Genomic DNA, 23,107 nt, shown 5'->3' on the forward strand with positions numbered 1-23,107 from the left:
CCGGGCTAGGCTGACCGGATCGTGCGCAAGATCGTCTTCCTGCTGTTGCCCGGGCTGCACCTGCTGGACCTGGCCGGTCCGGCGCAGGTGTTCTCCACCCTGTCCGGTCTGGGCCGTCCGGTGGAGCTCCACCACGTCGCGGACCTGCCCGAGGTTCCCACCGCCCAGGGAATCAGCCTGCGGGCCGCCACGGACTGGCCCCGACCGGGCCCGGACGACCTGGTCCTGGTCCCCGGGTGGCGGACCGACGGCCCCACCCCGCGCATCGCCCCGGAGCAGGCCGGGGCGCTGGCCGCCCACCACGCGGCCGGGGGCACGGTGGCGAGCGTGTGCTCGGGGGCCTTCGCCCTGGCGCTGGCCGGACTGTTGGACGGACGCCGGTGCACCACCCACCACTCCCTCCAGGACGAACTGGCCCGCCGGTACCCGCGGGCCCGGGTCGTGCCGGACGTGCTGCACGTGTCCGACGACCGGGTGGTGACCTCCGCGGGTATCGCCAGCGGTATCGACCTGGCCCTGCACCTGGTCACCCGGTGGCACGGCCCGTCCGTGGCGGCGTCGGCGGCCCGGGAGATGGTGGTCTACGCCCGCCGCAACGGCGACGAACCCCAGGCCAGCGCCATGCTGCGGTACCGGAGCCACCCCGTGGACGTGGTGCACCGGGTGCAGGACACCATCGACGCCCACTTCACCGAACCGCTGCGCCTGTCCGAACTCGCCGCCTCGGCGGGGGTCAGCGAACGCACCCTCACCCGGGCGTTCACCTCGGCCACCGGGCTGACCCCGCTGCGGTACCAGCAGCGGTTGCGGGTGGAGCGCGCCGAACAGCTGATCGGTGCGGGGTGGACGGTGGAGTCCGCGGCCCGGGCCGCGGGTTTCCAGGACGCCCGTATGCTCCGCCGCCTGCGTACCCGGAGCTGACGCCCGCGCACCGCCCGCGGCCCGGAGCCCGCCCCGCGGGGCACCGGTCAGGGGGTCACGACGTCGAAGGTCGGGTCGGGCCGGTCCACCAGGTCGAGCAGCCGGTCCAGCAGCGCCGGGTCGCCCGCGAACCCCATCCCCTCGGTGCCCTTGCCCGCCAGCAGCCGCAGCAGCCGGAACTTGTTCAGGGTGATGGTCAGCTGGGGTTCGCCCCGGCGCGGCTTCTCCCTGGTAGTGAGCGCCCCGTTGGACAGCGTCGTCCGGTAGGTGGTGTCCAGGTCGGCGAACACCCAGTCGATGACGAAGGACTCCTCCCACGCCTTGGGGCCGTTGATCCGGATCGCCACGGACTCGAAGAGCTGCCCCACCGACAGCGCCGCCGCCATCCCCGAACCCAGGTCGGACGGCAGGTCCGGTTTGCCGCGCCGCAGCTCCGCGGCGCCCTGGAGGTAGGAGTTGCGCCAGGTGCCGTTCTCCGCGCCGAACCCCAACCGCTCGTACACCCCGGCCAGGGCCGCCCTGGCCCGGCCGTGCTCCGGCTCCGCGAACACCGCGTGGTTGAGCAGCGTGGCCGCGAACCGCAGGTCACCGTGGTCGCGGTACTCGTCCGCCCTGCGCACCACCTCGTCGACGCCGCCCATGCAGTCGACGTACCTGCGGGCCGCCTCCTGCGGGGGGTGTTCCCACAGGTGGGCCGGGTTGCCGTCGAACCAGCCCATGTAACGCTGGTAGATCGCCTTGACGTTGTGGCTGACCGAACCGTGGTAGCCGCGGGTGTGCCACTCCCCCGCCAGCCCGGGCGGTATCTGGAGGTGTTCGGCGATCTCCGCCGCCACCAGACCCTGGTTGATCAGCCGCAGGGTCTGGTCGTGCAGGTAGGCGTAGAGGTCCCGCTGCTGGCGCAGGTAGGCGACGAGGTTCTGGGTCCCCCAGGTCGGCCAGTGGTGGGAGGCGAACAGCACGTCGGACTCGTGCGCGAAGAGCTCCACGGCCTCGTCGAGGTAGCGCGACCACATCCGGGCGTCCCGGACCGGGGCCCCGCGCAGGGTGAGCAGGTTGTGCAGGTTGTGGGTGGCGTTCTCCGCCATGCACAGGGCGCGGTGCTCGGGGAAGTAGAAGTTCGTCTCGGTGGGCGCCTCGGTTCCCGGGGTCATCTGGAAGACGATCCGCACCCCGTCCACCACCTCCTCCTGGCCGGTGCGGGTGATGTCGCGGTTGGGGGCGATCAGGGTGACCGTCCCGGTGGAGCTGGTCTGGCCCAGCCCCACACCGATCTGCCCCCGCGGCCCGGGCTCCAGGTGGGAACCGGTGTGGAACAGGCTGCGGCGGGCCATCGCGGGACCGGCGTGCACGTTCTCCGCGACCGCGTGCTCCATGAACCCGGCCGGGGCGAGGATCGGCACCATGCCGTCGGTGACACCGCCGACCCCGCCGAAGTGGTCGACGTGCGAGTGCGAGTAGACCACCCCGGTGACCGGGCGGTCGCCCCGGTGCTCCCGGTACAGCTCCAGCCCGGCGCGCGCGGGTTCGGCCGAGACCAGCGGGTCGATGACCAGGACCCCCTGATCGCCCTCCACCAGGGTCATGTTCGACAGGTCCAGGCCCCTGATCTGGTAGATCCCCTCGGTGACCTCGAACAGCCCCTGCCTGGCGCACAGCCGGGACTGCCGCCACAGGCTCGGGTTGGCGGTGTCGGGGCACTCCTCGTCGAGGAATCCGTAGGCGTCCGCGTCCCACACCACCCGGCCGTTCTCGTCCCTGATCTGGCCGGGTTCGAGCCGGGCGATCAGGCCGCGGTCCGCGTTGGCGAAGTCGGTGCTGTCGGTGCTTTCGGAGCTGCCGGAGTGTTCTGCTCCGTTACCGGTCATCACTTCTCCTCGTCGAGTCGACGCTGGCCAGCGGGCCGGGTCCGGGCGCACGTCCCATGATCACGGCGGAGGGTTCAGCGGGGTGCAACGCCCGGACCAGTTGTTCGCCAAGGCGGACGGTGCCACCCGCCCCGGGAAACGCGGAGCCGCCGGTGCGGGTGGCCGCACCGGCGGCGTGGGAGGGCTCGGAACCCGGGTCTCAGGCCCGCAGGGCCTCGACGAGTTCCCGCTCGTTGTCCTTGGAGAGGTTGGTCCGGATGACCGTGGGCTCCAGCGGCCTGAAGGCGTCGACGACACGGTCGATGGTGGCGTCGTCCGCGAGCAGGAAGACCGCGGCCCGGTCCTGCTGGAGTTCGGCGCCGATCTTCTTGATCATGTCGTCGTCGATACCGACGTCGCTGAGCCTGCCCGCGATCGCGCCCGCACCGGCACCGACGGCCAGGCCCAGGAGCGGGTTCAGGAACAGCAGACCGATGAGCGTGCCCCACAGGGCCCCGCCCGCGGCGCCGTAACCGGCGAGGTTGACGGTCTGGTGGATGCGGGGACGCCCCTTGTCGTCCTTGTAGGCGTAGGCGGCGTCCTCCAGCTGGAGGAGTTCCTGTTTGCTCAGGTCGGCGGCGATGTCGAGAGCCTTCTCGGCGGTGTCGCGGTCGGCCACCCCGAGTACGATCAGCTGCGCCATGGGTGTGTGTTCCCCCGTCGTCGTTTCCTGCCCGGCCCGCCGAGCGCGGGGCCGCTCCGCGGAAGCCTTCCCGCGTGCGGTTACGGCGAAGGCCACTGCGGGGCACTGATCGCGCAAAATCCCAGGCACGGTCTCAGCGGGGCCGCCTCACCAGTCGCGGAGCGGACCGCCGGGCCTCGGGGCGGAGTCGGGCCCGTCGGGATCCTGCTCGCGGCGCCTCTGGCGGCGGACCAGCCGATACAGGACGTACCCCCAGGCCAGGACGGCCGACGCGACCACCAGGTGGGCGAGCGGTCCGAGTTCCACGCGGGCCTCCCGGGTTCGCGGATCACGGGTGCACGGGTCTCGGCTTCCCTCCGGTTCCTACCCGGGAGTGTGCCTCACACTCGCCGGGCCAGCACCAACTGGGTGGTGTAGGGGACCTCGACCCGCCCGTCGGGGAAGTGGCGGTCGGCGATGGCCCGGAGTTCCGCGCGGGTGCGGTCCTGCCCGATCTCCCGGGCGGCGGCCGCCATCTTGCTGGAGGACATCGCCATGCCCAGGTACTCGTCGGGGGTGAGCGCCCGGACCCAGGGCAGGGAGTACTCCTCGGCACCGGTCAGGCCCCGGACGGCGGACAGCTCACCGACCAGGTCGTAGGCGCGGTAGTAGCGGTCGTAACCGGGACTGTGGCGCTCCAGGAAGCCCTCGTGCTCGTCGATGAACGCGCTCCCGGCGAGGTCGCGGTTGTTGTTGAGCACGGCGAGGGTGCCGCCCGGGGCGAGGAGGCGGACGGACTCGGCGTAGAAGGCGGGCCGGTCGAACCAGTGGACGGCCTGGGCGGTGAGGACGAGGGCCGCGCCGGCGTCCGGGAAGGGGACGTCCTCGGCCCGGGCGTCCACGTACTCGACCCCGTCGGCGCCGTCCGCACCGGTCTCGGCGGTGTCGCGCATGTCGTGTCCGGGTTCGACGCCGACCACGCGGGGGCCGGGGCCGAAGGCCGCGCGCAGGGCGCGGGTGGAGATGCCGGTTCCGGCGCCGACGTCGAGCAGGAGCCAGGGCTCGGGCCAGGCGTCGGTGGCGCCGTCCCGGACGTGGCCGCGCAGGGTCTCCAGGATCTGCTCGGGGTATCCGGGGCGGAAGTCGCGGTAGTTGTCGGTGAGGCCGGTGAAGGCCTGGGTGCGGTCGCTCAACGGGATCCTCTCCGCGGTGGGGTGGACAGGATACGCGCCCTCAACCGCGGGCCGCGGGCACGGGGGACGGGGGCACCGGGACCGGCGACGAGGTGGCCGGGGTCGCGGGGACCGGCGGACCGAGGGACGGGCCGCCCCCTCCCCTGGTCCTGCGGTACTCGGAGGGGCTCGTGCCCGCGTGTTTCTTGAAGGCGGTGCTGAACGCGAACGCGCTGCCGTACCCCACCCGCGCGGCCAGCCGTTCCAGGCCCAGGGACGGTTCGTCGACGAGCAGGTCGCAGGCGAGCGTCAGCCGCCAGGTCCGCAGGTAGGTCATGGGCGGGCTGCCCACCGCCGGTTGGAAGCGGGCGGCCAGGGTGGCCCGGGAGACCGCGCACTCCCGGGCCAGGGACTCCAGGGTCCAGGGGCGGTCGGGGTGTTCGTGCACCAGGTCCAGGGCGCGTGCGACGACCGGGTCGTTGCGCGCGCTCAGCCAGTTCGGTGCGGTGTCGGGGTGCGACTCCAGCCAGGCGCGGACCGCCATGACCAGAAGGCAGTCGAGGAGGCGGTCGTTGAGGGAGCTCTGCGCCACCCGTTCGCTGGTCACCTCCCTGGTCAGCAGGGAGACGAGTGCCGGGTCGACGGCTCCGGCGCGCAGCACCGCCAGCGGGGGCAGCGCGGCCAGGGCCAGACGGCCGACCTCACCGGTGTCCCCGTAGGAGCCGATGATGGCGCTGTCGGTGCCGTCGGGGTCGTTTCCCCAGGTTCCGACCCCGTGGCACATGCTGACGTGGAGTTCCTGGCCGTCCTCGGACACGCAGCGCTGCCCGGGTTCGATGGTGATGGCGGGGGTTCTGCCGGGGCGGTCGGAGAGCACGTAGGGTTCCGGGCCGCGGACCAGGACCACGTTGCCGGGCCCGGCCTCGACCGTCTCGGCCCCGGTGGTCAGCCACAGGGAACCGGAGGCCGCCACCAGCATGTCCAGGGCCGCCCCCTCGCGGACGTCGATCGACCAGGGCGGACTCATCACCGTGCGCAGGGTGAAGGCGCCCCGGGCCCGGGGGCCGTCGAGGAGGCGAACCAGAGGATCCATGCCCCCAGCCTACTTTCAGACGTTCTCTTATGGAATCCAGCAGATAAACCATGTCCCGTCCAGCAGTTCCCCGCTGTACTTGAGGCATGGATACGAACAGCAACACACAACGAGTCCTCGTCACCGGCGGCACCGGCCTGACCGGCGGCCGCATCACCCGACTGCTGGCGGAGCGGGGGGTCGACCACCGGGTCGGCTCCCGGTCGGGCCACCCGGAGACGGGCACCCCGCGCTTCGACTGGCACTCGCCCGACACCTGGGACGGCGTCCTGGCGGGGGCCGACTCCGTCTACCTCTGCTACCACCCCGACCTGGCCTTCCCGGGGGCCGCGGACACCGTCGCGGCGTTCGCCGCCCGGGCCGCCGCGAGCGGGGTGCGCCGGATGGCGCTGCTGTCCGGGCGCGGGGAGCCGGAGGCCCAGCGCGCGGAGGCTCAGGTCCGGTCGGTCTTCCCGGACCTGACCGTGCTGCGCTGCTCCTTCTTCGCGCAGAACTACTCCGAGGGTTTCTTCCTGGGCGCGGTCCGCGCGGGCGCCCTGGCCCTGCCCGTGGAGGACGTGCCCGAGCCGTTCGTGGACCTGGACGACGTGGCCGAGATCGCCGTCCGGGCGCTCACCGAGGAGGGGCACGCCGGTGAGCTGTACGAGCTGACCGGGCCGCGGGCGCTGACCTTCGCCGAGGCCGGGAGGGTGCTGGGCGAGGCGGCCGACCGCACCGTGGGGTTCGTGCGGGTGGAGCCGGAGGAGTTCGTCGCCGGGGCCGTGGCCGAGGGCGCCCCCGAGGAGCTGGCCCGGGGGCTGGTGGCGCTGTGCGAGGAGATCCTCGACGGGCGCAACGTCAAGCCCGCCGACGGGGTCCCGCGGGCCCTGGGCCGCCCGGCGACCGCGTTCGAGGAGTACGCGGCACGGGCCGCCGGGACGGGGGTGTGGGCGCACGGTTGACCGACACCCCGTGCGGGTGCCCCGGCCCGGCCGGGCCGGGGCACCCACGGATCTCCGGAAAACCCCCACATGGCGGTGGAGGACACGACATGATCCCCCTGTGCCCCTCCCCCGCGTGTGACCTGGACGAACCGGGTCACCGCCGGGAACCGAACACATCACGAGGAAACCCCTGTGCCCGGTCGAGAACACGAGATCCCGCTCAGGCCGGTGCAGAACCAGCCCGCCATGGCCCCCGCCCTGTTGGAATCCCTGGGTTTCGACGTCCCGCACCACACCGAGGCGGTCAACACCAGCTCGGTGCTGACCAACTGTGATCCCAAGGAGCTCAACAGCGACGGCGCCGTCCTGCTCCGCGACGGCCCCCAGCAGGTTCTGGCGATCGTGGTGGAGCGCCAGAACGGCCGCGACGCCGAGAAACGGCTCACCTGGCCCGCCTACCTGACCACCCTGCACACCAGGTTGGAATGTCCGACGATGCTGGTGGTCCTGTGCCCCACCGACGCGCTGGCGCACTGGTGCGCCGCGCCCATCCGTGTCGGGCACCCGGGGTTCGATCTGGCACCGCTGACCATCGGACCCGCCAAGATGCCACTGATCGTGGACCACGGACAGGCGCGGGCACTCCCCGAGCTGGCGGTGCTGTCGGCGCGGGCGCACGGTGACGACGATCCACGCACGTTGACGGCCGTGATGGAGGCGCTGAACACCACGGCGAACAGGAACAGGGCGTTCTACTATGACTACGTACTGGCCGGTCTGAACGAGGCCGCCCGGAAGGAGCTGGAGGGCTTGATGAGCGTGGAAACCTACCAGTGGCAGAGCGACTTCGCCCGCAAGTACGTCGGTATCGGTGAGGAGAAGGGCCGCGAAGAAGGCCGGGTCGTCGAGGCGGCCCGGAACGTGGTCTCGATCCTCCAAGCGCGCGGATTCTCCCTCTCTGAGGCGACCCGTGAGCGCATCGAGTCCTGCACCGACCTGGAAACGCTGGAGAAGTGGATCCCGCTGGCCGTCACGGCCGACCGTCCGGAAGACCTCTTCGACTGACTGTGAGGATGTGTAGTGGCTTCTCCGGCAGGTCTGACCCACCGACTGACCGACACCGCAAGGTTGTCCTTTACGGGATTCGTCGGCCTGCCCGGGGAAGCCACCGCACGCGACCGGACGGGCGACCGTGACCTCATAGGAGCTTGGTCGAGAAGCCCCGCCACAGTCTTGTCCGCCCGCCCGGCCGGCGCGTGCCGCCCCGACGGAACCAGCGCCAGGACGACCATGACCAGCATGACCGATCAGCCCCTCGTTGTCACAGCGGGCGTGGACACCCACGGTGACACCCACCACTCCGCCCTCATCGATCCCCTCGGCCGCCACCTGGCCGACGCCGAGTTCCCCGCCACCGGTACCGGCTACCGCCGCCTGGTGTCCTGGCTGTGCTCCCACGGCACGGTGGACGCGGTCGGGGTGGAGGGCACCGGCGCCTACGGCGCTGAACTCGCCCGTGTGCTGCGCGGTGCGGGCCTGGCCGTGGTCGAGGTGGACCGCCCCGACCGCAAGACGCGCAGGATGAAGGGCAAGTCCGACCCCATCGACGCCTACGCCGCCGCCACCGCGGTGGCCTCGGGACGGGCGTCGGGCACGCCCAAGACTCGTGATGGGATCGTGGAGGCGATCCGTTCCCTGCGGGTGGTGCGCCGCTCGGCGGTCAAGGCCCGCACCCAGGCGATCAACCAGGCCCGCCAGTTGGTGGTCACCGCCCCCGAACAGGTCCGGACCCCGCTGCGCGGGCTGGCGGTGGCGAAGCTGGCCGCGGTGTGCTCCCGGTTGCGTCCCGGTACGGACCTGGCCGACCCCGCCCAGGCGGTCAAGGCCGCTCTACGCCGTTTGGGCAAGCGGATCGGCGCCCTGGGCGAGGAGATCGCCGAGTTGGATGTCGAGCTCAAAGCCCTGACCCACCGGGCGGCCCCCGAGCTGCTGGAGCTGAAGGGGGTGGGACCTGACGTGGCCGGGCAGTTGTTGGCCACGGCCGGGGACAACCCCGACCGGTTGGCCTCGGAGGCGGCGTTCGCGCATCTGTGCGGGGTCGCGCCGATTCCGGCCTCCTCGGGGAGGCGGGATCGGCACCGGCTCAACCGGGGCGGTGACCGGGCCGCCAACCACGCCTTGCACACCATCGTGCTGGTGCGGATGCGCTGGGACGAGCGCACCCGCGCCTACGTGGAGCGGCGCACCGGGCAGGGCCTGGCCAAGAAGGACATCATGCGCTGTTTGAAACGCCATGTGGCACGCGAGGTCTACAAGGTCCTGACCAGGCAGGCCAGGGTCCTTGAGAGCGGGCTTCCACCCGCCCGACACGATCTCGCCCAAGCTGCTTGACATCTATAGGAGCATCACCCGGATACCGGTGCGGCGCCGCGCAGAAGCTCCGCGCCCGCTGACCGGGGGCCGGGACGGCCTTCGGTAAAGCGTGTCCGGCAGACGGCCCCGCTCCTGACGTTGACAGGAGCGGGGCCGGTTTCAGTCGGAGACCGGTCGTCGGCTCTGGTGGGCCCGGGCGGCCAGGGCGTCGATCAGGGCTTCCCGGGTGGGGGCTCGGAGGCGTTCGTGCGGGTTGCCCTCACCCACCCAGCCGACCGGGCGGTAGGCCACGTACTCCTGTGCGGCGGGTTCGCCCTCGATGCTGAGGACCCAGCGGCCGGCCACGAGCTCGTCGAGGACGCGGTCGGCCGTGGCCCGGGGGTCTTCTGGAGCCCGTTCCAGCGGGGAGCGCCAACCGGGGGTCCTGCCCGGGGGTTCTGTGGCCGGGCCACGGGCGACGCGGGTGGTCGGGCCCCGGGTGGCGCCGTAGACCTCCCGGCCGTGGACGTCCCTGCCCAGGAGGCGGACCGGGGTCCCGTGGGCGTGGGCCCAGTCGCGGAGCGCTTCGGGGGTGGGGAGCTCCCTGATGTCGCAGAAGCGGGTCATCCGGGGCTCGGGGCGGTTCCTCGGCGGTCGCCCCTCGCTGAGTCGTTCCAGGGAGCTGACCGCGTCGTCCATGTCCAGGTCGCCTGCGCGGAGTCGCTGGATCACCTCCCTGACCCCGGCGGTGCGCAGTTCGATGAGCTTCATGAGCTCCGAACGCCGGTCCGGATCGGTGGAGTCGGCAGGAGCGGTGGGGCCTGCGGAACCGGGAGAGGCGGGGAAGGCGAGGGCGTCATCGAGGGTGTCGAGGAAGTCCTCGGTCCGGATGTCAATCATCAGAACGCCTCCAGCCGGTAGAGGCCTTCGAGGACCCGCCCCAGGACCGCCATGGTGCTGGGGGCCACCCGGGGGTGGTGGTCCAGGGGCCGCCGGGGGCGGGGGATCGGGGGGATCAAGACGGGTGCGTAGGAGCGGACCCGCCGCGCGCGGCGAGGGCGCCGGAAGCGCACCGCCTCGGCGGCGAGGTGGTGGACGGCCCCGAGGGCCGAGGGCATCAGGCATCGCGACATGGCGAACTCCTGGTGTTCGAGTGCCGGGTGGGAAGCCCAGCGGGATCGATCAGGTAGCTCCATGTTTGCCCGACCAACCAAAAAATGCAAGACCAACTTTTAAATTAGTGAGATCATCTCTTGTAGTTCCCTCACTTGAAGGTTGGTGATGACTGAAATGTCTGAGAACCAAGGACCCACCGTAGGATCGAAGGGCAAGAAGAAACCCGCCTCCGAGCAAGGAGTAGAGCTGGTGACCTCGTCCCCTCCCCTAAGCAAGCGACGCCTGTCGCGACTGCTGCGTGAGAGCAGGGAGGCAGCAGGTCTCACCGCTGATCAGGTGACGGAGAGGGCACAGAAACTGGGCTCAGCCCGTTGGTCGCCGTCGAAGATCACCCGCCTGGAACGCGACGAGTGGGTTCGGCCGAAGCTCGACGATGTCGAAGTCCTGCTCGACATCTACGGGATCACCGGACTCTCCGAGCGGGAGAAGTACATTCGCCTCGCCAAGGAAGCAAGGCAAAAGCGCTGGTGGGCGAGCTATGGCGATGTGATCGGGCAAGGGGAGCTCACCGGACTTGAGCCCGGAGCATCTCGGATCCGCGACGTGGCGCTCACTGTGATTCCGGGATTGTTGCAGACCCAGGCCTATGCCCGTGCGGTCGTGGTCGGCGGCGGGATCGTGGACCAAGAAGAGATTGAACGTCGCGTTGAAGCCAGGATGCTGCGTCAGCGGATCCTGGATCCCCAAGCCGACGGTCCCACATACTGGTGCATTCTGGACGAGGCAGCGCTTCGCAAGATCCCTGGGGACCTTCGAGAGCAGCAGATACGTCGCATGATCGACATTCAGCGCCCCGAGTTGCGAGTCCAGGTGCTACCGGACAGCGCGGGACTCCACGCGGCTATCGGTGGCGGTTTCACCATCCTAGATTTCGCTGAGGACTCCGGGCTGGTGTACACCGAGAGCGCCGCACGCCAGAAGGTGCACGATGAAACTGAGGACGTCGAGGCGTTCGACCTCGTGTATCAGTATGTGAGTGCATCCGCCTTAGGCGTCCAAGAGTCACGAGACTTCCTGGAACGTCTGCTCGACTAAGGACAACCTGACATGCAATCCCACACGCCTGACCTGAAGTTCCGCAAGAGCAGCTACTCCGGCGCACGAACTGAGAACTGCGTTGAGGTCGCTGATCTTCTCGGCGGTGCTGCTGTTCGCGACACTCAGAACCGTGAGCTTGGGCACCTGGCCTTCGTTGGCCCAGAGTGGGCTGCCCTCATCAGCACCGTGCGTTCCTAGATCCGAGTACGACAGAGGCCCCGGCGCTATGACCGGGGCCTTGCCGTTGCATTACCTGATGCAATCCCGGAAACACTGTACCCGGGCGTGTGCGGGGTGAGAAGTGCCGTGCTCAGCTCCGAACCGGCGCAGCACGTGACCGCTCCTGGCCAGTGGCGGCCGTCCCGAAGACGGTTCGTCGGCTCCCTTCGCGTGTACACCAGCAGGTGGACCCACTCCCGGCGAAGGACGGCCCACATGCGAACCCACACACCTGGCCTGAAGTTCCGCAAGAGCAGCCACAGCGACCGAAGCGACTGCGTCGAGGTCGCCGACCTCCCCCGGGGCGCCGCTGTCCGGGACAGCCAGAACCAGCAGGCCGGGCACCTCACCTTCCCCGGAACCGAGTGGATCTCGCTCCTTCGGGCCGCTGCCCGCTGACACCGGGCAGCACGAGGCGGACGGGAGCCGAACTCCCCCGATATCGAGTCAACCGTGCCCGCGCCTGAGCCGCCACCCCCACGCCCTGACCTGTGGACAACTCCCCTGGGCGCTCCCTCTGGTCAGCTCCGGTTCAGGTGGCGGGGCGGAAATGGTCCTCGAACCCGAGTGCCTCCCACAGCGACTCGTGGCCGTTCAAGCGTGCGCGGTGGTCCACCCGCCCAGTGGTACCGGGCGCGGTCCGCACTTGGTGGTATCAGCAGAGGTCCTGCCTGCCTCGCTGCGTACGGGGGAGGCGACGGGACGCCCGGTGTCAGGCCGGGTCACACGCAGGCGGTCCCGTCGCACCTGGAACCGCAGTTGTCGCTGGTGGAGCGCAGCAGACCGGGCAGCGGCTGAGCGGCTTCCTCCACCACCTGGATGTCGAGCGTGAAGTCGTCGAAGGCGTTGGGCGCCAGGGGGTTCACCATGGGGTTACTCCTCGTTGGGGTTGTGTGATGCGGCCTGGCCCTCGTCGGGCCAGGAGATGACGACCGACCCGTGCTGCTTGGGCAGGATTCGCCCTTCAGGAAGGTCCTTGGGGTCGGTGGTGGCCGGGTAGAAGCTGATGCGCGCTCCGGGGCCGCTGCGGTGGCTGCGCCCCCAGGCGGAGATCGCTGCGTTCATGGGTTCGGCGACCTCACGGGCGCGGGGGCCGAAGGCGTGGACTCCGAACTCGAAACGGGCCTCGCCTCCTGCTTCGGTCTTTCGTACGGCCAGGTAGGCAAAGCTGCCCCGGTCCACTGCGGCCGGGCAGGCCAGCTTGTTCTGTGGCGAGACCACCCCGGTGTCGAGCGCGCGGTCCACACTCATGAGGCAGAACCCGTCCAGAGCCGTGGCGAGCCACAGTTGGAGTGTGTCGAACTGCTCCGAGGCGGTGATCTCCACCCCCGACCACGCCTCGATGCGCTCGGTGTCCAGCACGCCGCTGAGCTGGTCGGGGTCAGCGGGCTCCCCGTCGTCGAACCGCAGCCCGATCTCCTGCCCCCGCAGCAGGAGCAGCCGCTCGGTGTGGGCGCCGGCACCCTGCATCTTGACGAAGCCGCAGATCTTGGCGGAGGTGCTGACCAGGTGGGTCCCCTGGCGAGTGAAGGTGACCGAGCGGGTCAGACCGCGCATGCGCAGCGGAACCGTCAGGGTTCCGTCCGGGGTGAGCTGTTCGATCCACGCGGGAGGGATGTCCCAGGCCCCGACGGTGACGATGGTCCGCTGGTAGGGGGCGTACTGGGGGCAGCCGTCCTCACCGTCGGCCAGGACGACGTTGACGTCGTTGTATCCGGCGTCCTTCAGGCACGTGCGGGCGCGGTCGGTGACCTCGGGGTCGATGTCGAGCGTGGTGACCTCACCGTCCTGCCCCACCAGTTCGCTCATCAGGGCAGCGTTGTACCCGCCCGAGCCGATCTCCAGTGCCCGCATCCCCTTGTCCATCTGGGCCTGTTCGAGCATGGTGGCCTGGATCTGCGGGGCGGAGACCGAGCTGATGGTGGTGCCGTGCTCGTCGCGTTTGGTGACCACGACACCCTTCTTGTACGCCTCCTCCAAGGTCACCTCCGGGGCGAACCGCTCACGCGGGACCGTGAGGAAGGCCCTCTCGACTGGGGCCGTGGTGATCAGTCCGTCCGCTTTGAGCTCCTCGGTGAGCTGCCTGCGGAGTTCAGCGGCCCGGCTGGTGCCAACTGTCGGTTCGGTCACGAGATCTCTTCTCTCCATACGGGTGTGTCGGCGGCAGGCGTTCCGGGACTACCCGGTCTTACGTGCGGCCACGGCACGACCATCGCACGCTCGTCACTTTGTGTGACGAAAATGCGAAGGGTTCCAAGGCAGCCGGGAGGAGCTGTCGGAAGTGTGAGCGAGCTCCGGACGGATACGGACCAGTCGCTTGATCGCGCAGGCCAGCTCTGACAGGTCATCAGGGGCGGCGTCCGCGGCCAGGCTGGAAGTGAGGGCCTGCAGGTGCAGGTCAGCGCTCGCACAGACCTGCTGGACGGAGATCCGGCCCAGGACTTCGAGGGCCCGGCGGTGTTCGTCGGCCCGGGCTCGCCGCCATACCATCACCGCTTCCGATACCTGCTCGCCGTGGAGGGTGTAGGGGCGCAGCAGCGGGCGGCCGTCGTCCGCGCACGTGTGCTCTGCCGGTCGGCGTCGTCGCGGAAGAGCGCCGTATCCTGCGTGCCCGGTGTCAGCCGCCTTCTCGTTCCTCTCCTTCAGGGGTGGTTCTTCTGGCTGCGTTGGCGGGGTACGGGGCCCGGCTGGAGGAGAGCAACGAGCCCTATCCCCGCGGGGCACGGCGGTGCAGGCATCCCCTGGCCGGAATGGGCCGCCGTGCCCGTGCGGTGCCGTTCGCCTCTCCCCCTGAGAGGGGCGAACGGCCGCCACTCACCCGCTGGCCGGAATGAAGTTCCGGGCCCGCAAGGCGTGAACCTCCCGTGCCGGGAAAAGATGCTTGGCGAGCGGGATGGTGTCGATCAGGTTGATGTGGGCCAGGGCCGGGCAGTGCTCGCGCTGATGGTAGGTGAAGTTGGCCTCGGTGGCGGCGTAATGGGCCACCAGCAGATACCGGGTGCCTGTGGTGAAGCACCGGTCCAGTGCCCCAGCGCCTGGACAGTGGGGCGGCGCCGTCGTGAACTGATCAGGGGTCAGGCCACTCACCGCTGTGTTGGCGGCCGTCACCCGAGCGAAGGCAGGCGGGCGGATGAGGGACGTGCTGCGGGCGGCCTCTGTCCAGCGCCCGGCCGCGTAGCGCAGCGCGAGAGCGGCGACCTCGATGGGCTGAGGTGGGTGGCCTGCTGGGATGGTCGCCTCGAAGTCGATGACCACCCACACCGTTTCCAGGAAGTCAGGGTCCTGGGTCAACTCGCCCATGCATCCACCCTTCCGTCTTCCGCTGTAGTGCCGGCGCTGGGTACCTCGTCTGGGATTGCTCAAGCAGGCTCGGGGCCGACTGTCTGTTGTCCTGTGGCTGGTTGCGGCCCGTCCGTGGCAAAGCGTTGGCCGATGATCAGTGCTTGGCGTGTGGTGATTCGCAGGGGGCCATCTTTCAGTCGTGCGCTCAGCACGGACACGGCTCGTTCCAGGGTGGCCTCGAACGGTACGCCTGCCCCGTCGGACCAGGCCCGGTAGGAGGCGTAGTGGTTCAGGATCGGGTCGGGGGTGTTGACCTCGATCACCCCGTCCAGGGCGATGACGTCCACCTCGGCGAAGTGAGCGCCCACCGCTTCAGCTGCACCCTCTGCTGGGAAATGCTCGGAGAGTTTCATCCGCTTTGGCCCTGTGTCGCTTCCGAGCACGTCAGCGGCCGCCTGTGCCCACCACTCGTCCAGTTCGGCCTTGTCGTACCGGGAGTTGGTGGAGGCGATCAGGATCCCGTCGGGGTCCAGGACACGGGCCGCCTCCGCGATAGCCCGGTCAGGGGCGTCCACGTGGTAGAGCATGTGCATCGCCAGCACCACTTGGACGCTCTGCGACCGCAGAGGGAGACGGGCGGCGTCGGCGCACACCACGGGGCCGGGCAGGTCGGTGAGCATGGACGCGGACAGGTCCAGGCCGATCGTTCGCACGCCGGGGCGCTCGGCGCGGATGCGTTGCAGGTAGCGGCCGTTGCCACAGCCCACGTCCGCCCACACCCCTGTTCGGTGCCCTGCCTGTTCCAGAACCATGCCGGGCAGATCGTACTGGGGAGTTTGGTGGTCGTAGAGGCGTTGACGGGCGGCGAGTGGGCGGTCGTCACGGTAGGCGTGGCCGGTCAGCAGTGTGCGGTCGGTGGAGGTGCGGGGGCGGTCTTCCATGGGCTCCATCCTCATCGACCCGCGTTGGCGCCCTCGCCAGTGAGGGTGGTGCTGAAGGTGGCCAGACGGTCGCGGATTTCGCGTACGGGTGGTGTGTGGAGGCTCTGGGTCAGGGGGATGAGTCGGCGGGCGCGCTGGGTGATGCTCGCGGTGCGCTGTTCGGGTGGGCTCGCACAGATGATGTCGATCTGTTCCAGTGCCCCGTCGAGGTCGTGGTTGCGCAGGTGAGCGGTGGCCAGATCCAGGCGTGCGGCCAGCAGGTCCCCGGTGGACCGGGTGGGTCCGGTGTAGAGGGCGATGGCGCGTTCGGTGTGAGCGATGGCGAGTCGGCGTTCGGCCGGTGTGTCCAGGGCGAGCAGGGCTGTGCCTGCGTAGGTGTGTGTCTTGGCCTGGGGGAAGCCCAGGACGCCCGGCAGGACCATCTGCCCGTTGTGGTCCTCGGCGGCGGCGATGGCCTCCCGGGTGGTTCTCCGGTCGCCGAGCGCGGCTGCCGCACGGGCGCGCAGGGCGTGCAGGCGGGTGAGGTTGCTGTCGGTGAGGTTGTGGGCGAGCCCGGCTTCGGCGGCTCGTAAGGCGTCGCCGGGGCGGCTGTCCCAGTACGCGATGAGGCTGTGCAGGGCGCAGACCCACGCCTGCAGCCCGGGGTCGGTGACCCGGTCGGCCAGAGTCCGCGCTGCTGTGGCGTGGACAGTGGCGTGGGCGTAGGCGTAGGCGCCGACGTCCATGCCGGCGTGGGTTTGCAGGCCCACCAGCCGGGTGGCGGCGATGTGGGCGCGGCGGGACTGCTCGGGGTGGGTGAGGGTCGAAGCCAGGTCCAGGGCTGCGCGGCAGCGTTCGATGATGTGCGGGTAGAGCTCGGTGAGCGGGGTGTGGACGTAGGTGCTGCACAGTCGGTGCACGTCCGCTTCCAGCAGATCCACAGCCTGTTCCGGGGCCGCGCCGCCCACCAGAGCACGCACCTGTTCGAGGGTGGTAGTGGAGTCCTGTCCCAGGCGCTGGTCCCAAGGCGTGCTTGTGGTGCGGGGCCGCGGCCCAGCGGCAGGATAACTGGGCGTGACGGGTGCCCCCAGGGCGGAAAGTACCCGGGTAACGACGTCGGGGCGGGTCAGGCCGTGCCCGGCCAGGGCTCGGGTGATGGTGCTCTGGGTGAGACCGCACAGGACAGCCAGGGCCTCGTGGGTGAGACCGGTGGCACGGTGCAGCAACAGCACCACGGTGCGAGCATCACGAGCCTGGAGAGCTTGGGCCACCCCTGACCGGTCCCAGAACCCTGGAGGGATGCACGCGCACCCTGAGGTTCCATCTCTCCGCTCTCGTGCGCAATGCACACACATCATCGCTTTCGTCACCCATCATGCAATAAATGAGGAATATGTGATTTTTCTGCTTCGCCAACTTCATTCAACCAACAGGCACTCCCTGCGTTTTCGCAGGTGGAAGCGGAAGAATCGAACACTGCGCATGGGCCCGGTTTCGCATATGCGATCTCGCATGGTCTGGTGAGGGAATTTCGACGATACTGCGCCAGGCGGCCTTACACCGAAGGGCTGAAGGCGGCTGAGCCGTCTCGCGCCCCAAAAGAGCCACCACGCCCGCGCCTCACCTCGGCCATCGAAACACCCAACCACAGCCCCGGGGCCTGCCCGGCGGCGATGACCACGATCGTGAAGGACATCCATGCCCGCCACACCGACGACGAGCCCCGCCCAGGCCCGGCAGAACATGGTCGACACCCTGCTCCAGTTGCAGAAGGAGTGGGGGATGCCGGAGATCTCGGAGCGGGTCGCGTCCGTGCTCCGAACGGTGCCCCGGCACGTGTTCGTGCCCGAGGTCTCACTGGATGAGGCCTACGCGACCGACTACGCGCCGCCCATCAGGCGAGCCGAGGACGGGTTGGTCACCAGTTCGATGTCCGCGGCGCGGGTGCAGGCCATGATGCTCGACCAGGCCGGCCTCGAACCCGGTATGCGGGTGCTGGAGATCGGCTCGGGCGGATACAACGCCGCGCTCATCGCCGAGCTGGTCGGTTCCGCCGGTGAGGTGACCACCATCGACATCGACCCGGAGGTCACCGGCCGGGCACGCCGCTATCTGGACGAGGCCGGTTACCAGGACGTGCGGGTGGTGACCGGTGACGCCGAATACGGCGTGGCGGAGTTCGCGCCCTATGACCGCGTCATCGTCACCGTCCGGGCCTGGGACCTGCCCCCGGCCTGGCTCGCGCAGCTCACCGAGACCGGCCGCCTGGTCACCCCGATGCGTCTGCGCGGGGTGAACCGCACAGTGGGGCTCGACCGCGTCGGCAGTCACCTGGTCAGCCGCCCCGACCACCACCTGACGGTGTTCGTGCCCATGCAGGGCGCCGGAGCGCACGAAGAGCGCGGGATCGCTGTGCAGGGGGAGGAGATCGTCCTGTACGGCGCCGAAGAGCCCGTGGATATGGCCGCGCTGCGCAAGGCCCTGCACGGGCCCCGTAAGGAGTTCTGGCCGGGGATCGAGTTCACCCGTCCCGACCGGCTGCACCTGTGGGTCGCGGGCCACGCCGACCGGTACGCGATGCTGCACGTGGCCGAAGACGTCCTTGAACACGGGCCCGCTGGGCCGCTGGCCCGCCAGCCCGTGCCGGTGGTGCTCGCCGACGAGGGAAGCGTGGCGGTGCGCGCCAAGCGCGCGCTGGGCGAGGACCGGTTCGAGATCGGGGTGTTCGCCTACGGGCCCCACGGTGAGCGCGCCGCCCAGGACTACATCGACGTTCTGCGGGCCTGGGACCAGCACGAGGGTTCCATGGCCCGCATCGAGGTCTGGCCCAGCGGGACACCCGAGGCTGACCTGCCCACCGACCGGGTCCGGGTCTTGGACAAGCCGCACACGCGCACGGTCCTGGCCTGGCCCTGAACACACCCCATCCCCTGGGGTCGTGTCCCTCCACCCGAAAGGAAAACCACCATGTACGAAACCCAGCTCGACGCCGACGGGTTCGACCTGGACGTCGAGGTCGTCGAGAGCGGACCTCGCCTGGACAGCCTGCTCAACCTGACCGGTGACAACTGCGGGTCCACGTGCGAGAGCGCCTGTTCCACCTCCTGCTCGTAACCGTGCCGGTCTTGGGCTGAGCCCCCGGCGCCGCGGCCAGCGGCGCCGGGACACCCCCCTTTTTTTGAAGGAGCACACCCGTGCACCCTCGATTCACCGCCCACCCCACCGGTGTGCTGCGCGCGTCCGCGCTTTCAGGCCCCCAGGAGGCGCCGCCCTGGCCCGAGGGGCCCATCGACAGCCCTGAGCATCGCCGTGCGTGGCTCCTCTGGTTGGGGCAGGTCCGTGACCACCCCATGCTGGGGGCGGCGATCAGCGACGCCAGTCCCCCACTCGCCCAGCGCATCAACCAGATCTGCCGCGAGGGGGGTAGTGGGCGTGACCTGGCCGGGGTGGTGCGCTCCTGTGCCCGGTACGTGTTGCGCGCCCAGAGCCGTGCCGCACCGTTCGGGTTGTTCGCCGCAGTGACCACGACCCGGTTCACCGGCGCTGTGTCCGGAGGCATCGGGGACCGCCACCGGCCCGTGGGGCGGGTGAGTACGGCATGGATCAGGGCTGCCGTGGAGCGGTTGGAGTCCTGCGAGAGGGAGTTCACCGCTCGTCTGAGGGTCACCGTCAACAACCTCGCCCTCATCCGGAGCGGGAGGATCATTGTCGAGCACCAGCCCGTGCCGGGGGCAGAACGGGGCACCTGTTCGTCGCTGCGCCTGACCGCACCCGCGCGCAAGGCCCTGGAGGTGGCCCAGGCCCCTGTTCCCTGGGCCGCGGTGGAGGCCGCGCTGAACACGGCCTTTCCCCGACGGCCCGAGGCTGTCCGTGACCTGGTGGGCACGCTGGTGCGTCACCGTGTGCTGTTGAGCTGCCTGCACCCGCCCATGGACACCGCCGACCCCTTGGGGTATCTCATCGCGACAGCATGCGGGGCCGGCGCTGACCGGTACCCGCACGCCGCAGCGGTCCTAGCCCAACTTGAGGCCGCCCACCAGGGTCTACAGGAGCACGACACCGCGCTCACCCCCCAAGGGCAAGCCAAGGCGAGAAGCCAGGCCCGCACCGCCCTGGCGCAGGTGGCCTCCGTGGAGGAGTCGACCTGTGTGGATCTGCGGTTGGAAAGCGACCTGCACCTGCCGCGCACCGTCGCCTGGCAGATCCAAGAAGCCGCTTCCGTTCTGGCACGCCTGTCCCCCCTGCGCGAAGGCACTCCTGCCTGGCGCGACTACCACCGCCGATTCTGCGAACGCTACGGAATCGGAACGGTGGTACCGGTAGCCGAGCTGACCGACCCCGATCGCGGGCTCGGCTTGCCCGCCGGATTCCACGGCACCCGGCTGCCCTCACCTCCGGGCGAAGCGCTCTCCGAACGCGACGCCGCCCTACTCGACCTGGCCCACCGTGCCACCCTCGACGGAACGGGCGAGGTCGTGGTGGACGATGCCCTCCTGAACCGCCTCGGCGCCGACCAGCTCGAGACGGTGTGGCCGCACACCGAACTGCGGGTACGTGTTCACGCCACCAGCCGCACAACCCTGGACTCCGGTGACTTTCGTGTCGTGGTCGCCGGGGCTTCGCGCGGGGCGGGCACGACCGTAGGCCGCTTCCTCGACCTGCTGCCCTCGTCAGGTCGAGAGGCTCTCAGTGAGCTGTACCGGCATCTGCCCACCCTGCGCCAGGACGCGACCCTGGCCCAGCTCACCTGCCCGGCGGCCTCCGCACGCGGCGACCAGGTCTCACGCACCCCCGCGGTGCTGCCGACCCGGTTGGCGTTGGGGCAACACCATCCGGGTGACCCCCACGCCCTGGGGTTGGACGATCTGGCCGTCAGCGCCGACCCGCACCATCTGCATCTGATCACCCGCCGCGACCTGCGTCCAGTGGAGCCGGTGCTCTTCAGCGCGCTCGAGTTCACCCGCGCCGCACACCCGCTGCTGCGCTTCCTCGCGGAACTTCCCTGGAGCCGCACCACCGTGCCGGTCCCCTTCTCCTGGGGAGCCGCCACCCACCTGCCGGTACTGCCTCGAGTGCGTTGGCGGCAATGCGTCTTGGCCCCGGCCCGGTGGCGGCTGGACGCCCACACCCTCCCCCGGGCGCCGTGGCGGGAATGGACCCAAAGCCTGCACCACTGGCGCACCACCCACCGGGTCCCGGCGCGTGTGGAGCTCGGGGAGAACGATCAACGCCTCCTGGTGGACCTGGACCTGCCCGCGCACCAGGACCTGGTACGCGCCGAGCTGGCCGCGGCCGGGCGGGTGTTCCTACGCGAAGCACCCACCGATCAGGACCTGGAATGGTTGGGGGGCCGCGCCCACGAGCTCGTCGCCACCCTGACCGCGAACCAGGCACCGGTCCCCTACCGTCCCCGTCCCGGGTCGGGACACCCCCGCAGTGTCGAACACCTGCCCGGCACCACGGCTGGGTGGTGTTCGCTGAAGCTGTACGGTCACCCCGATCGGACCACCGATCTGATCACCAACGAACTCCCCCACTTGACCACGGCAGGAACACCCCAGGTGTGGTTCCTGCGCTACCAGGACCCCGACCCCCACCTGCGTGTGCGGGTCCGGGTGGACGAGCCCGACCAGCTCCAGGCCCTGCACGCCTGGACGCGTGACCTGCGCGGGCGAGGCCTGGTCGCCGCCGTCGTCCACGACACCTACACCCCCGAATCCGGCAGGTTCGGCCCCGGTGCAGCGATGGAGGCCGCCGAGACACTGTTCGTGGCCGACTCCCGCGCCGTGGCCTCCCAGCTGGCCACCGACTCGACCGACCACGGTAAGCGGGTGTGGGCGGCGGTGAGCATGACCGACCTGGTCCACCACCTCCTCGGCGACGAACCGGCCGCCCGACGGTGGCTCATCGACCACGCACCCCCAGGCGTCACCGACCGCAGTGAGGCCACGCAGACGATCACGCTCACCGCTCCCGGCCACACACAACACCCTCCCGACCCGCTCCAGCGGGCCTGGGGCCGCCGCGCGGTGGCGGCCCGCGCCTACACCAAGGCCCTCGCCGACCTCGGCCTCACCGTTGAGGACGTACTGCCGGACCTGCTGCACCTGCACACCACACGCTTGTTCGGCCCCGACCCGGACGCCGAGCGGGCGTGCTTGGCGCTGGCACGGGCGGCTGCGTTGAGCTGGAACGCCCGCACCAAGGAGAAACGGTGAACACCGTCACCACCCAGCGGGCCTACACCGCTGCCCGAAGGCTCCTGGACGACCTCACCGACCCCGACCAGGTGCAGTTCCTGCCCGGCAAACCGGCCCTGCGCACACGCCCCGCCTCGGTGGGCGGCGGGGCCGCGGGGGTGGCGCTGGCCCACACCGAGGCAGCCCGCACCGGACACGGCCCCTGGGAGAGCGCCCGCACGTGGATCGCCCGCGCCCTGTCCGGCCCGGTCAACGGCAGCGACACCGCCACCCTGTGGTCCGGCGCCCCGGCCCTGGGCCTGCTCACGGCCATCGCCGCGACCTCGCCCGCCCACCTGGCCAGAGCACGCGCCCGCCTGGACGAGGTCACCACACGCCTGACCCAGCACCGGTTGGACCAGGCCCACATCCGGATCGAGCGGGGACGACGTCCGCCCCTGGCCGAGTTCGACCTCATCCAAGGGCTCACCGGGCTGGCCGTCCACCACCTGCACACCCACCCCGAAGCCGTAATCACCCGACGGGCCCTCGCCTACCTGGTGCGGTTGTCCCTGCCGCTGCCCCAGGATCCCCAGCAGCTGCCGGGCTGGTGGAGCGAGCAGTCCCCCCACAGCCGCCCAGACCCCGAGTTCCCTGGTGGGCACCTCAACCTCGGTGTGGCCCACGGCATCAGCGCCACCCTGGCCGTGTTGTCGCTGGCGGCGCTGCGGGGCCTGACCGTCAGCGGGCACACCGAAGCGATCGAGCGGATGTGCGCCGTCCTGGACGCCTACCGCCACAGCGCACGCGCGGGGGTGTGGTGGCCCTACTACCTCACCCCCCAGCGGTGGAAGAGCGGACCTACCACCGCCGCCTGCGGGCAACGGCCCACGTGGTGCTACGGCACCCCCGGCCTGGCCCGGGCCCAGCAGCTCGCCGGGATCGCCCTCAACGACCAGGACCGTCGGGCGATGGCCGAGCAGAGCATGGCCCACTGCCTACGCGATGCCTCTCAGCTGGGCACGCTCACCGACCTGGGGCTCTGCCACGGATGGGCCGGGCTGTTGCACTGCGCGTGGCGCATCAACACCGACGCCCCTGCTGCTCCCCTGGCAGCAGACCTGGACCGGATCGCCACCGTCCTCCTGGACCGACTCCAGGATGAGGCCCACCCGGATCCGGAGTTCCTCGACGGCCGCGCCGGCATCGCTCTGGCCCTGAACACCTACGCCAACGGGGCCGCCCCCGGTGTGCCGTGGGACGCCCACCTGGCCCTGGCCTGACCCCAGCCCTTTGGAAGGAG

Annotated in this window: 23 protein-coding genes; 11 read left to right on the top strand and 12 right to left on the bottom strand. The window is 70.4% G+C overall.

Annotated elements, in window-relative coordinates:
* The first annotated feature begins 21 nt into the window (after positions 1 to 21).
* Positions 22 to 921 (top strand): GlxA family transcriptional regulator, encoded by a 900-nt coding sequence (locus ACUKCB_RS15055; protein WP_473036244.1) that lies wholly within the window; start codon positions 22 to 24, stop codon positions 919 to 921.
* 47 nt (positions 922 to 968) lie between these two features.
* Here the strand turns inward: ACUKCB_RS15055 and ACUKCB_RS15060 are convergent, their stop codons facing one another.
* The 5 genes from ACUKCB_RS15060 to ACUKCB_RS15080 form a co-directional block, all read right to left on the bottom strand.
* Positions 969 to 2,789 carry an alkyl/aryl-sulfatase gene (locus ACUKCB_RS15060; protein ID WP_473036245.1) on the bottom strand — a complete coding sequence of 607 codons (1,821 nt, stop codon included), beginning with the start codon at positions 2,787 to 2,789 and terminating at the stop codon, positions 969 to 971.
* A 199-nt stretch (positions 2,790 to 2,988) separates the two neighbouring features.
* The gene (locus ACUKCB_RS15065; protein WP_473036246.1) at positions 2,989 to 3,471 is read right to left on the bottom strand and encodes a DUF1269 domain-containing protein; all 483 of its coding nucleotides are present in this window, start codon (positions 3,469 to 3,471) and stop codon (positions 2,989 to 2,991) included.
* A gap of 147 nt (positions 3,472 to 3,618) precedes the next feature.
* A complete protein-coding gene (locus ACUKCB_RS15070; protein WP_473036247.1) occupies positions 3,619 to 3,777 on the bottom strand; it encodes a hypothetical protein in 159 nt (52 codons plus the stop codon).
* A 74-nt stretch (positions 3,778 to 3,851) separates the two neighbouring features.
* The gene (locus tag ACUKCB_RS15075; protein WP_473036248.1) at positions 3,852 to 4,643 is read right to left on the bottom strand and encodes a class I SAM-dependent methyltransferase; all 792 of its coding nucleotides are present in this window, start codon (positions 4,641 to 4,643) and stop codon (positions 3,852 to 3,854) included.
* 40 nt (positions 4,644 to 4,683) lie between these two features.
* On the bottom strand, positions 4,684 to 5,715 hold the full coding sequence (locus ACUKCB_RS15080) for a cupin domain-containing protein (protein ID WP_473036249.1): 1,032 nt from the start codon (positions 5,713 to 5,715) through the stop codon (positions 4,684 to 4,686).
* A gap of 86 nt (positions 5,716 to 5,801) precedes the next feature.
* On the opposite strand from ACUKCB_RS15080, the gene ACUKCB_RS15085 reads away from it, so the two are divergent.
* From ACUKCB_RS15085 to ACUKCB_RS15095, 3 genes are all read left to right on the top strand, one after another.
* On the top strand, positions 5,802 to 6,656 hold the full coding sequence (locus ACUKCB_RS15085; protein ID WP_473036250.1) for a Rossmann-fold NAD(P)-binding domain-containing protein: 855 nt from the start codon (positions 5,802 to 5,804) through the stop codon (positions 6,654 to 6,656).
* Between the two features lie 174 nt (positions 6,657 to 6,830).
* Positions 6,831 to 7,703, top strand: coding sequence for an RpnC/YadD family protein (locus ACUKCB_RS15090; RefSeq protein WP_473036251.1), 873 nt, complete (start codon positions 6,831 to 6,833; stop codon positions 7,701 to 7,703).
* A 234-nt stretch (positions 7,704 to 7,937) separates the two neighbouring features.
* Positions 7,938 to 9,029, top strand: coding sequence for an IS110 family RNA-guided transposase (locus ACUKCB_RS15095; protein ID WP_473036252.1), 1,092 nt, complete (start codon positions 7,938 to 7,940; stop codon positions 9,027 to 9,029).
* A 141-nt stretch (positions 9,030 to 9,170) separates the two neighbouring features.
* Here the strand turns inward: ACUKCB_RS15095 and ACUKCB_RS15100 are convergent, their stop codons facing one another.
* Complete coding sequence (locus ACUKCB_RS15100) at positions 9,171 to 9,890, bottom strand: hypothetical protein (RefSeq protein ID WP_473036253.1); 720 nt, start codon at positions 9,888 to 9,890, stop codon at positions 9,171 to 9,173.
* Positions 9,890 to 10,123 carry a hypothetical protein gene (locus tag ACUKCB_RS15105; protein ID WP_473036254.1) on the bottom strand — a complete coding sequence of 78 codons (234 nt, stop codon included), beginning with the start codon at positions 10,121 to 10,123 and terminating at the stop codon, positions 9,890 to 9,892. Before ACUKCB_RS15105 ends, ACUKCB_RS15100 begins: the two co-directional genes overlap by 1 nt.
* A 232-nt stretch (positions 10,124 to 10,355) precedes the next feature.
* Here ACUKCB_RS15105 and ACUKCB_RS15110 point away from each other — a divergent pair, with 232 nt between their 5' ends.
* From ACUKCB_RS15110 to ACUKCB_RS15120, 3 genes are all read left to right on the top strand, one after another.
* Complete coding sequence (locus ACUKCB_RS15110; RefSeq protein ID WP_473036256.1) at positions 10,356 to 11,201, top strand: helix-turn-helix domain-containing protein; 846 nt, start codon at positions 10,356 to 10,358, stop codon at positions 11,199 to 11,201.
* Positions 11,202 to 11,213: 12 nt separating this feature from the next.
* On the top strand, positions 11,214 to 11,402 hold the full coding sequence (locus ACUKCB_RS15115) for a DUF397 domain-containing protein (RefSeq protein ID WP_473036257.1): 189 nt from the start codon (positions 11,214 to 11,216) through the stop codon (positions 11,400 to 11,402).
* A gap of 237 nt (positions 11,403 to 11,639) precedes the next feature.
* Positions 11,640 to 11,822, top strand: coding sequence for a DUF397 domain-containing protein (locus tag ACUKCB_RS15120; protein WP_473036258.1), 183 nt, complete (start codon positions 11,640 to 11,642; stop codon positions 11,820 to 11,822).
* A gap of 323 nt (positions 11,823 to 12,145) precedes the next feature.
* On the opposite strand, the gene ACUKCB_RS15125 is transcribed toward ACUKCB_RS15120, so the two are convergent.
* The 5 genes from ACUKCB_RS15125 to ACUKCB_RS15145 all read right to left on the bottom strand — a co-directional run bounded on the left by ACUKCB_RS15125 (position 12,146) and on the right by ACUKCB_RS15145 (position 16,860).
* Positions 12,146 to 12,292, bottom strand: a complete 147-nt coding sequence (locus tag ACUKCB_RS15125; protein WP_473036259.1) for an FxLD family lanthipeptide — start codon at positions 12,290 to 12,292, stop codon at positions 12,146 to 12,148.
* 4 nt (positions 12,293 to 12,296) lie between these two features.
* Positions 12,297 to 13,553 (bottom strand): methyltransferase, FxLD system, encoded by a 1,257-nt coding sequence (gene fxlM, locus ACUKCB_RS15130; RefSeq protein WP_473036260.1) that lies wholly within the window; start codon positions 13,551 to 13,553, stop codon positions 12,297 to 12,299.
* Between the two features lie 684 nt (positions 13,554 to 14,237).
* Entirely contained in the window at positions 14,238 to 14,723 is a 486-nt protein-coding gene (locus tag ACUKCB_RS15135; RefSeq protein WP_473036261.1) for an exonuclease domain-containing protein, read from the bottom strand.
* A 59-nt stretch (positions 14,724 to 14,782) separates the two neighbouring features.
* Positions 14,783 to 15,646 carry a class I SAM-dependent methyltransferase gene (locus tag ACUKCB_RS15140; protein ID WP_473036262.1) on the bottom strand — a complete coding sequence of 288 codons (864 nt, stop codon included), beginning with the start codon at positions 15,644 to 15,646 and terminating at the stop codon, positions 14,783 to 14,785.
* An 11-nt stretch (positions 15,647 to 15,657) separates the two neighbouring features.
* Positions 15,658 to 16,860, bottom strand: a complete 1,203-nt coding sequence (locus ACUKCB_RS15145; RefSeq protein ID WP_473036263.1) for a helix-turn-helix domain-containing protein — start codon at positions 16,858 to 16,860, stop codon at positions 15,658 to 15,660.
* Between the two features lie 463 nt (positions 16,861 to 17,323).
* Between ACUKCB_RS15145 and fxlM (ACUKCB_RS15150) the strand changes: the two genes are divergently transcribed.
* The 4 genes from fxlM (ACUKCB_RS15150) to ACUKCB_RS15165 all read left to right on the top strand — a co-directional run bounded on the left by fxlM (ACUKCB_RS15150) (position 17,324) and on the right by ACUKCB_RS15165 (position 23,087).
* On the top strand, positions 17,324 to 18,541 hold the full coding sequence (gene fxlM, locus ACUKCB_RS15150) for a methyltransferase, FxLD system (protein WP_473036264.1): 1,218 nt from the start codon (positions 17,324 to 17,326) through the stop codon (positions 18,539 to 18,541).
* Positions 18,542 to 18,592: 51 nt separating this feature from the next.
* Positions 18,593 to 18,739, top strand: a complete 147-nt coding sequence (locus ACUKCB_RS15155; protein ID WP_473036265.1) for an FxLD family lanthipeptide — start codon at positions 18,593 to 18,595, stop codon at positions 18,737 to 18,739.
* Between the two features lie 80 nt (positions 18,740 to 18,819).
* On the top strand, positions 18,820 to 21,843 hold the full coding sequence (locus ACUKCB_RS15160; RefSeq protein WP_473036266.1) for a lantibiotic dehydratase: 3,024 nt from the start codon (positions 18,820 to 18,822) through the stop codon (positions 21,841 to 21,843).
* Entirely contained in the window at positions 21,840 to 23,087 is a 1,248-nt protein-coding gene (locus ACUKCB_RS15165) for a lanthionine synthetase C family protein (protein WP_473036267.1), read from the top strand. Before ACUKCB_RS15160 ends, ACUKCB_RS15165 begins: the two co-directional genes overlap by 4 nt.
* Positions 23,088 to 23,107 lie beyond the last annotated feature (20 nt).

Source organism: Nocardiopsis moroccensis, assembly GCF_055763695.1.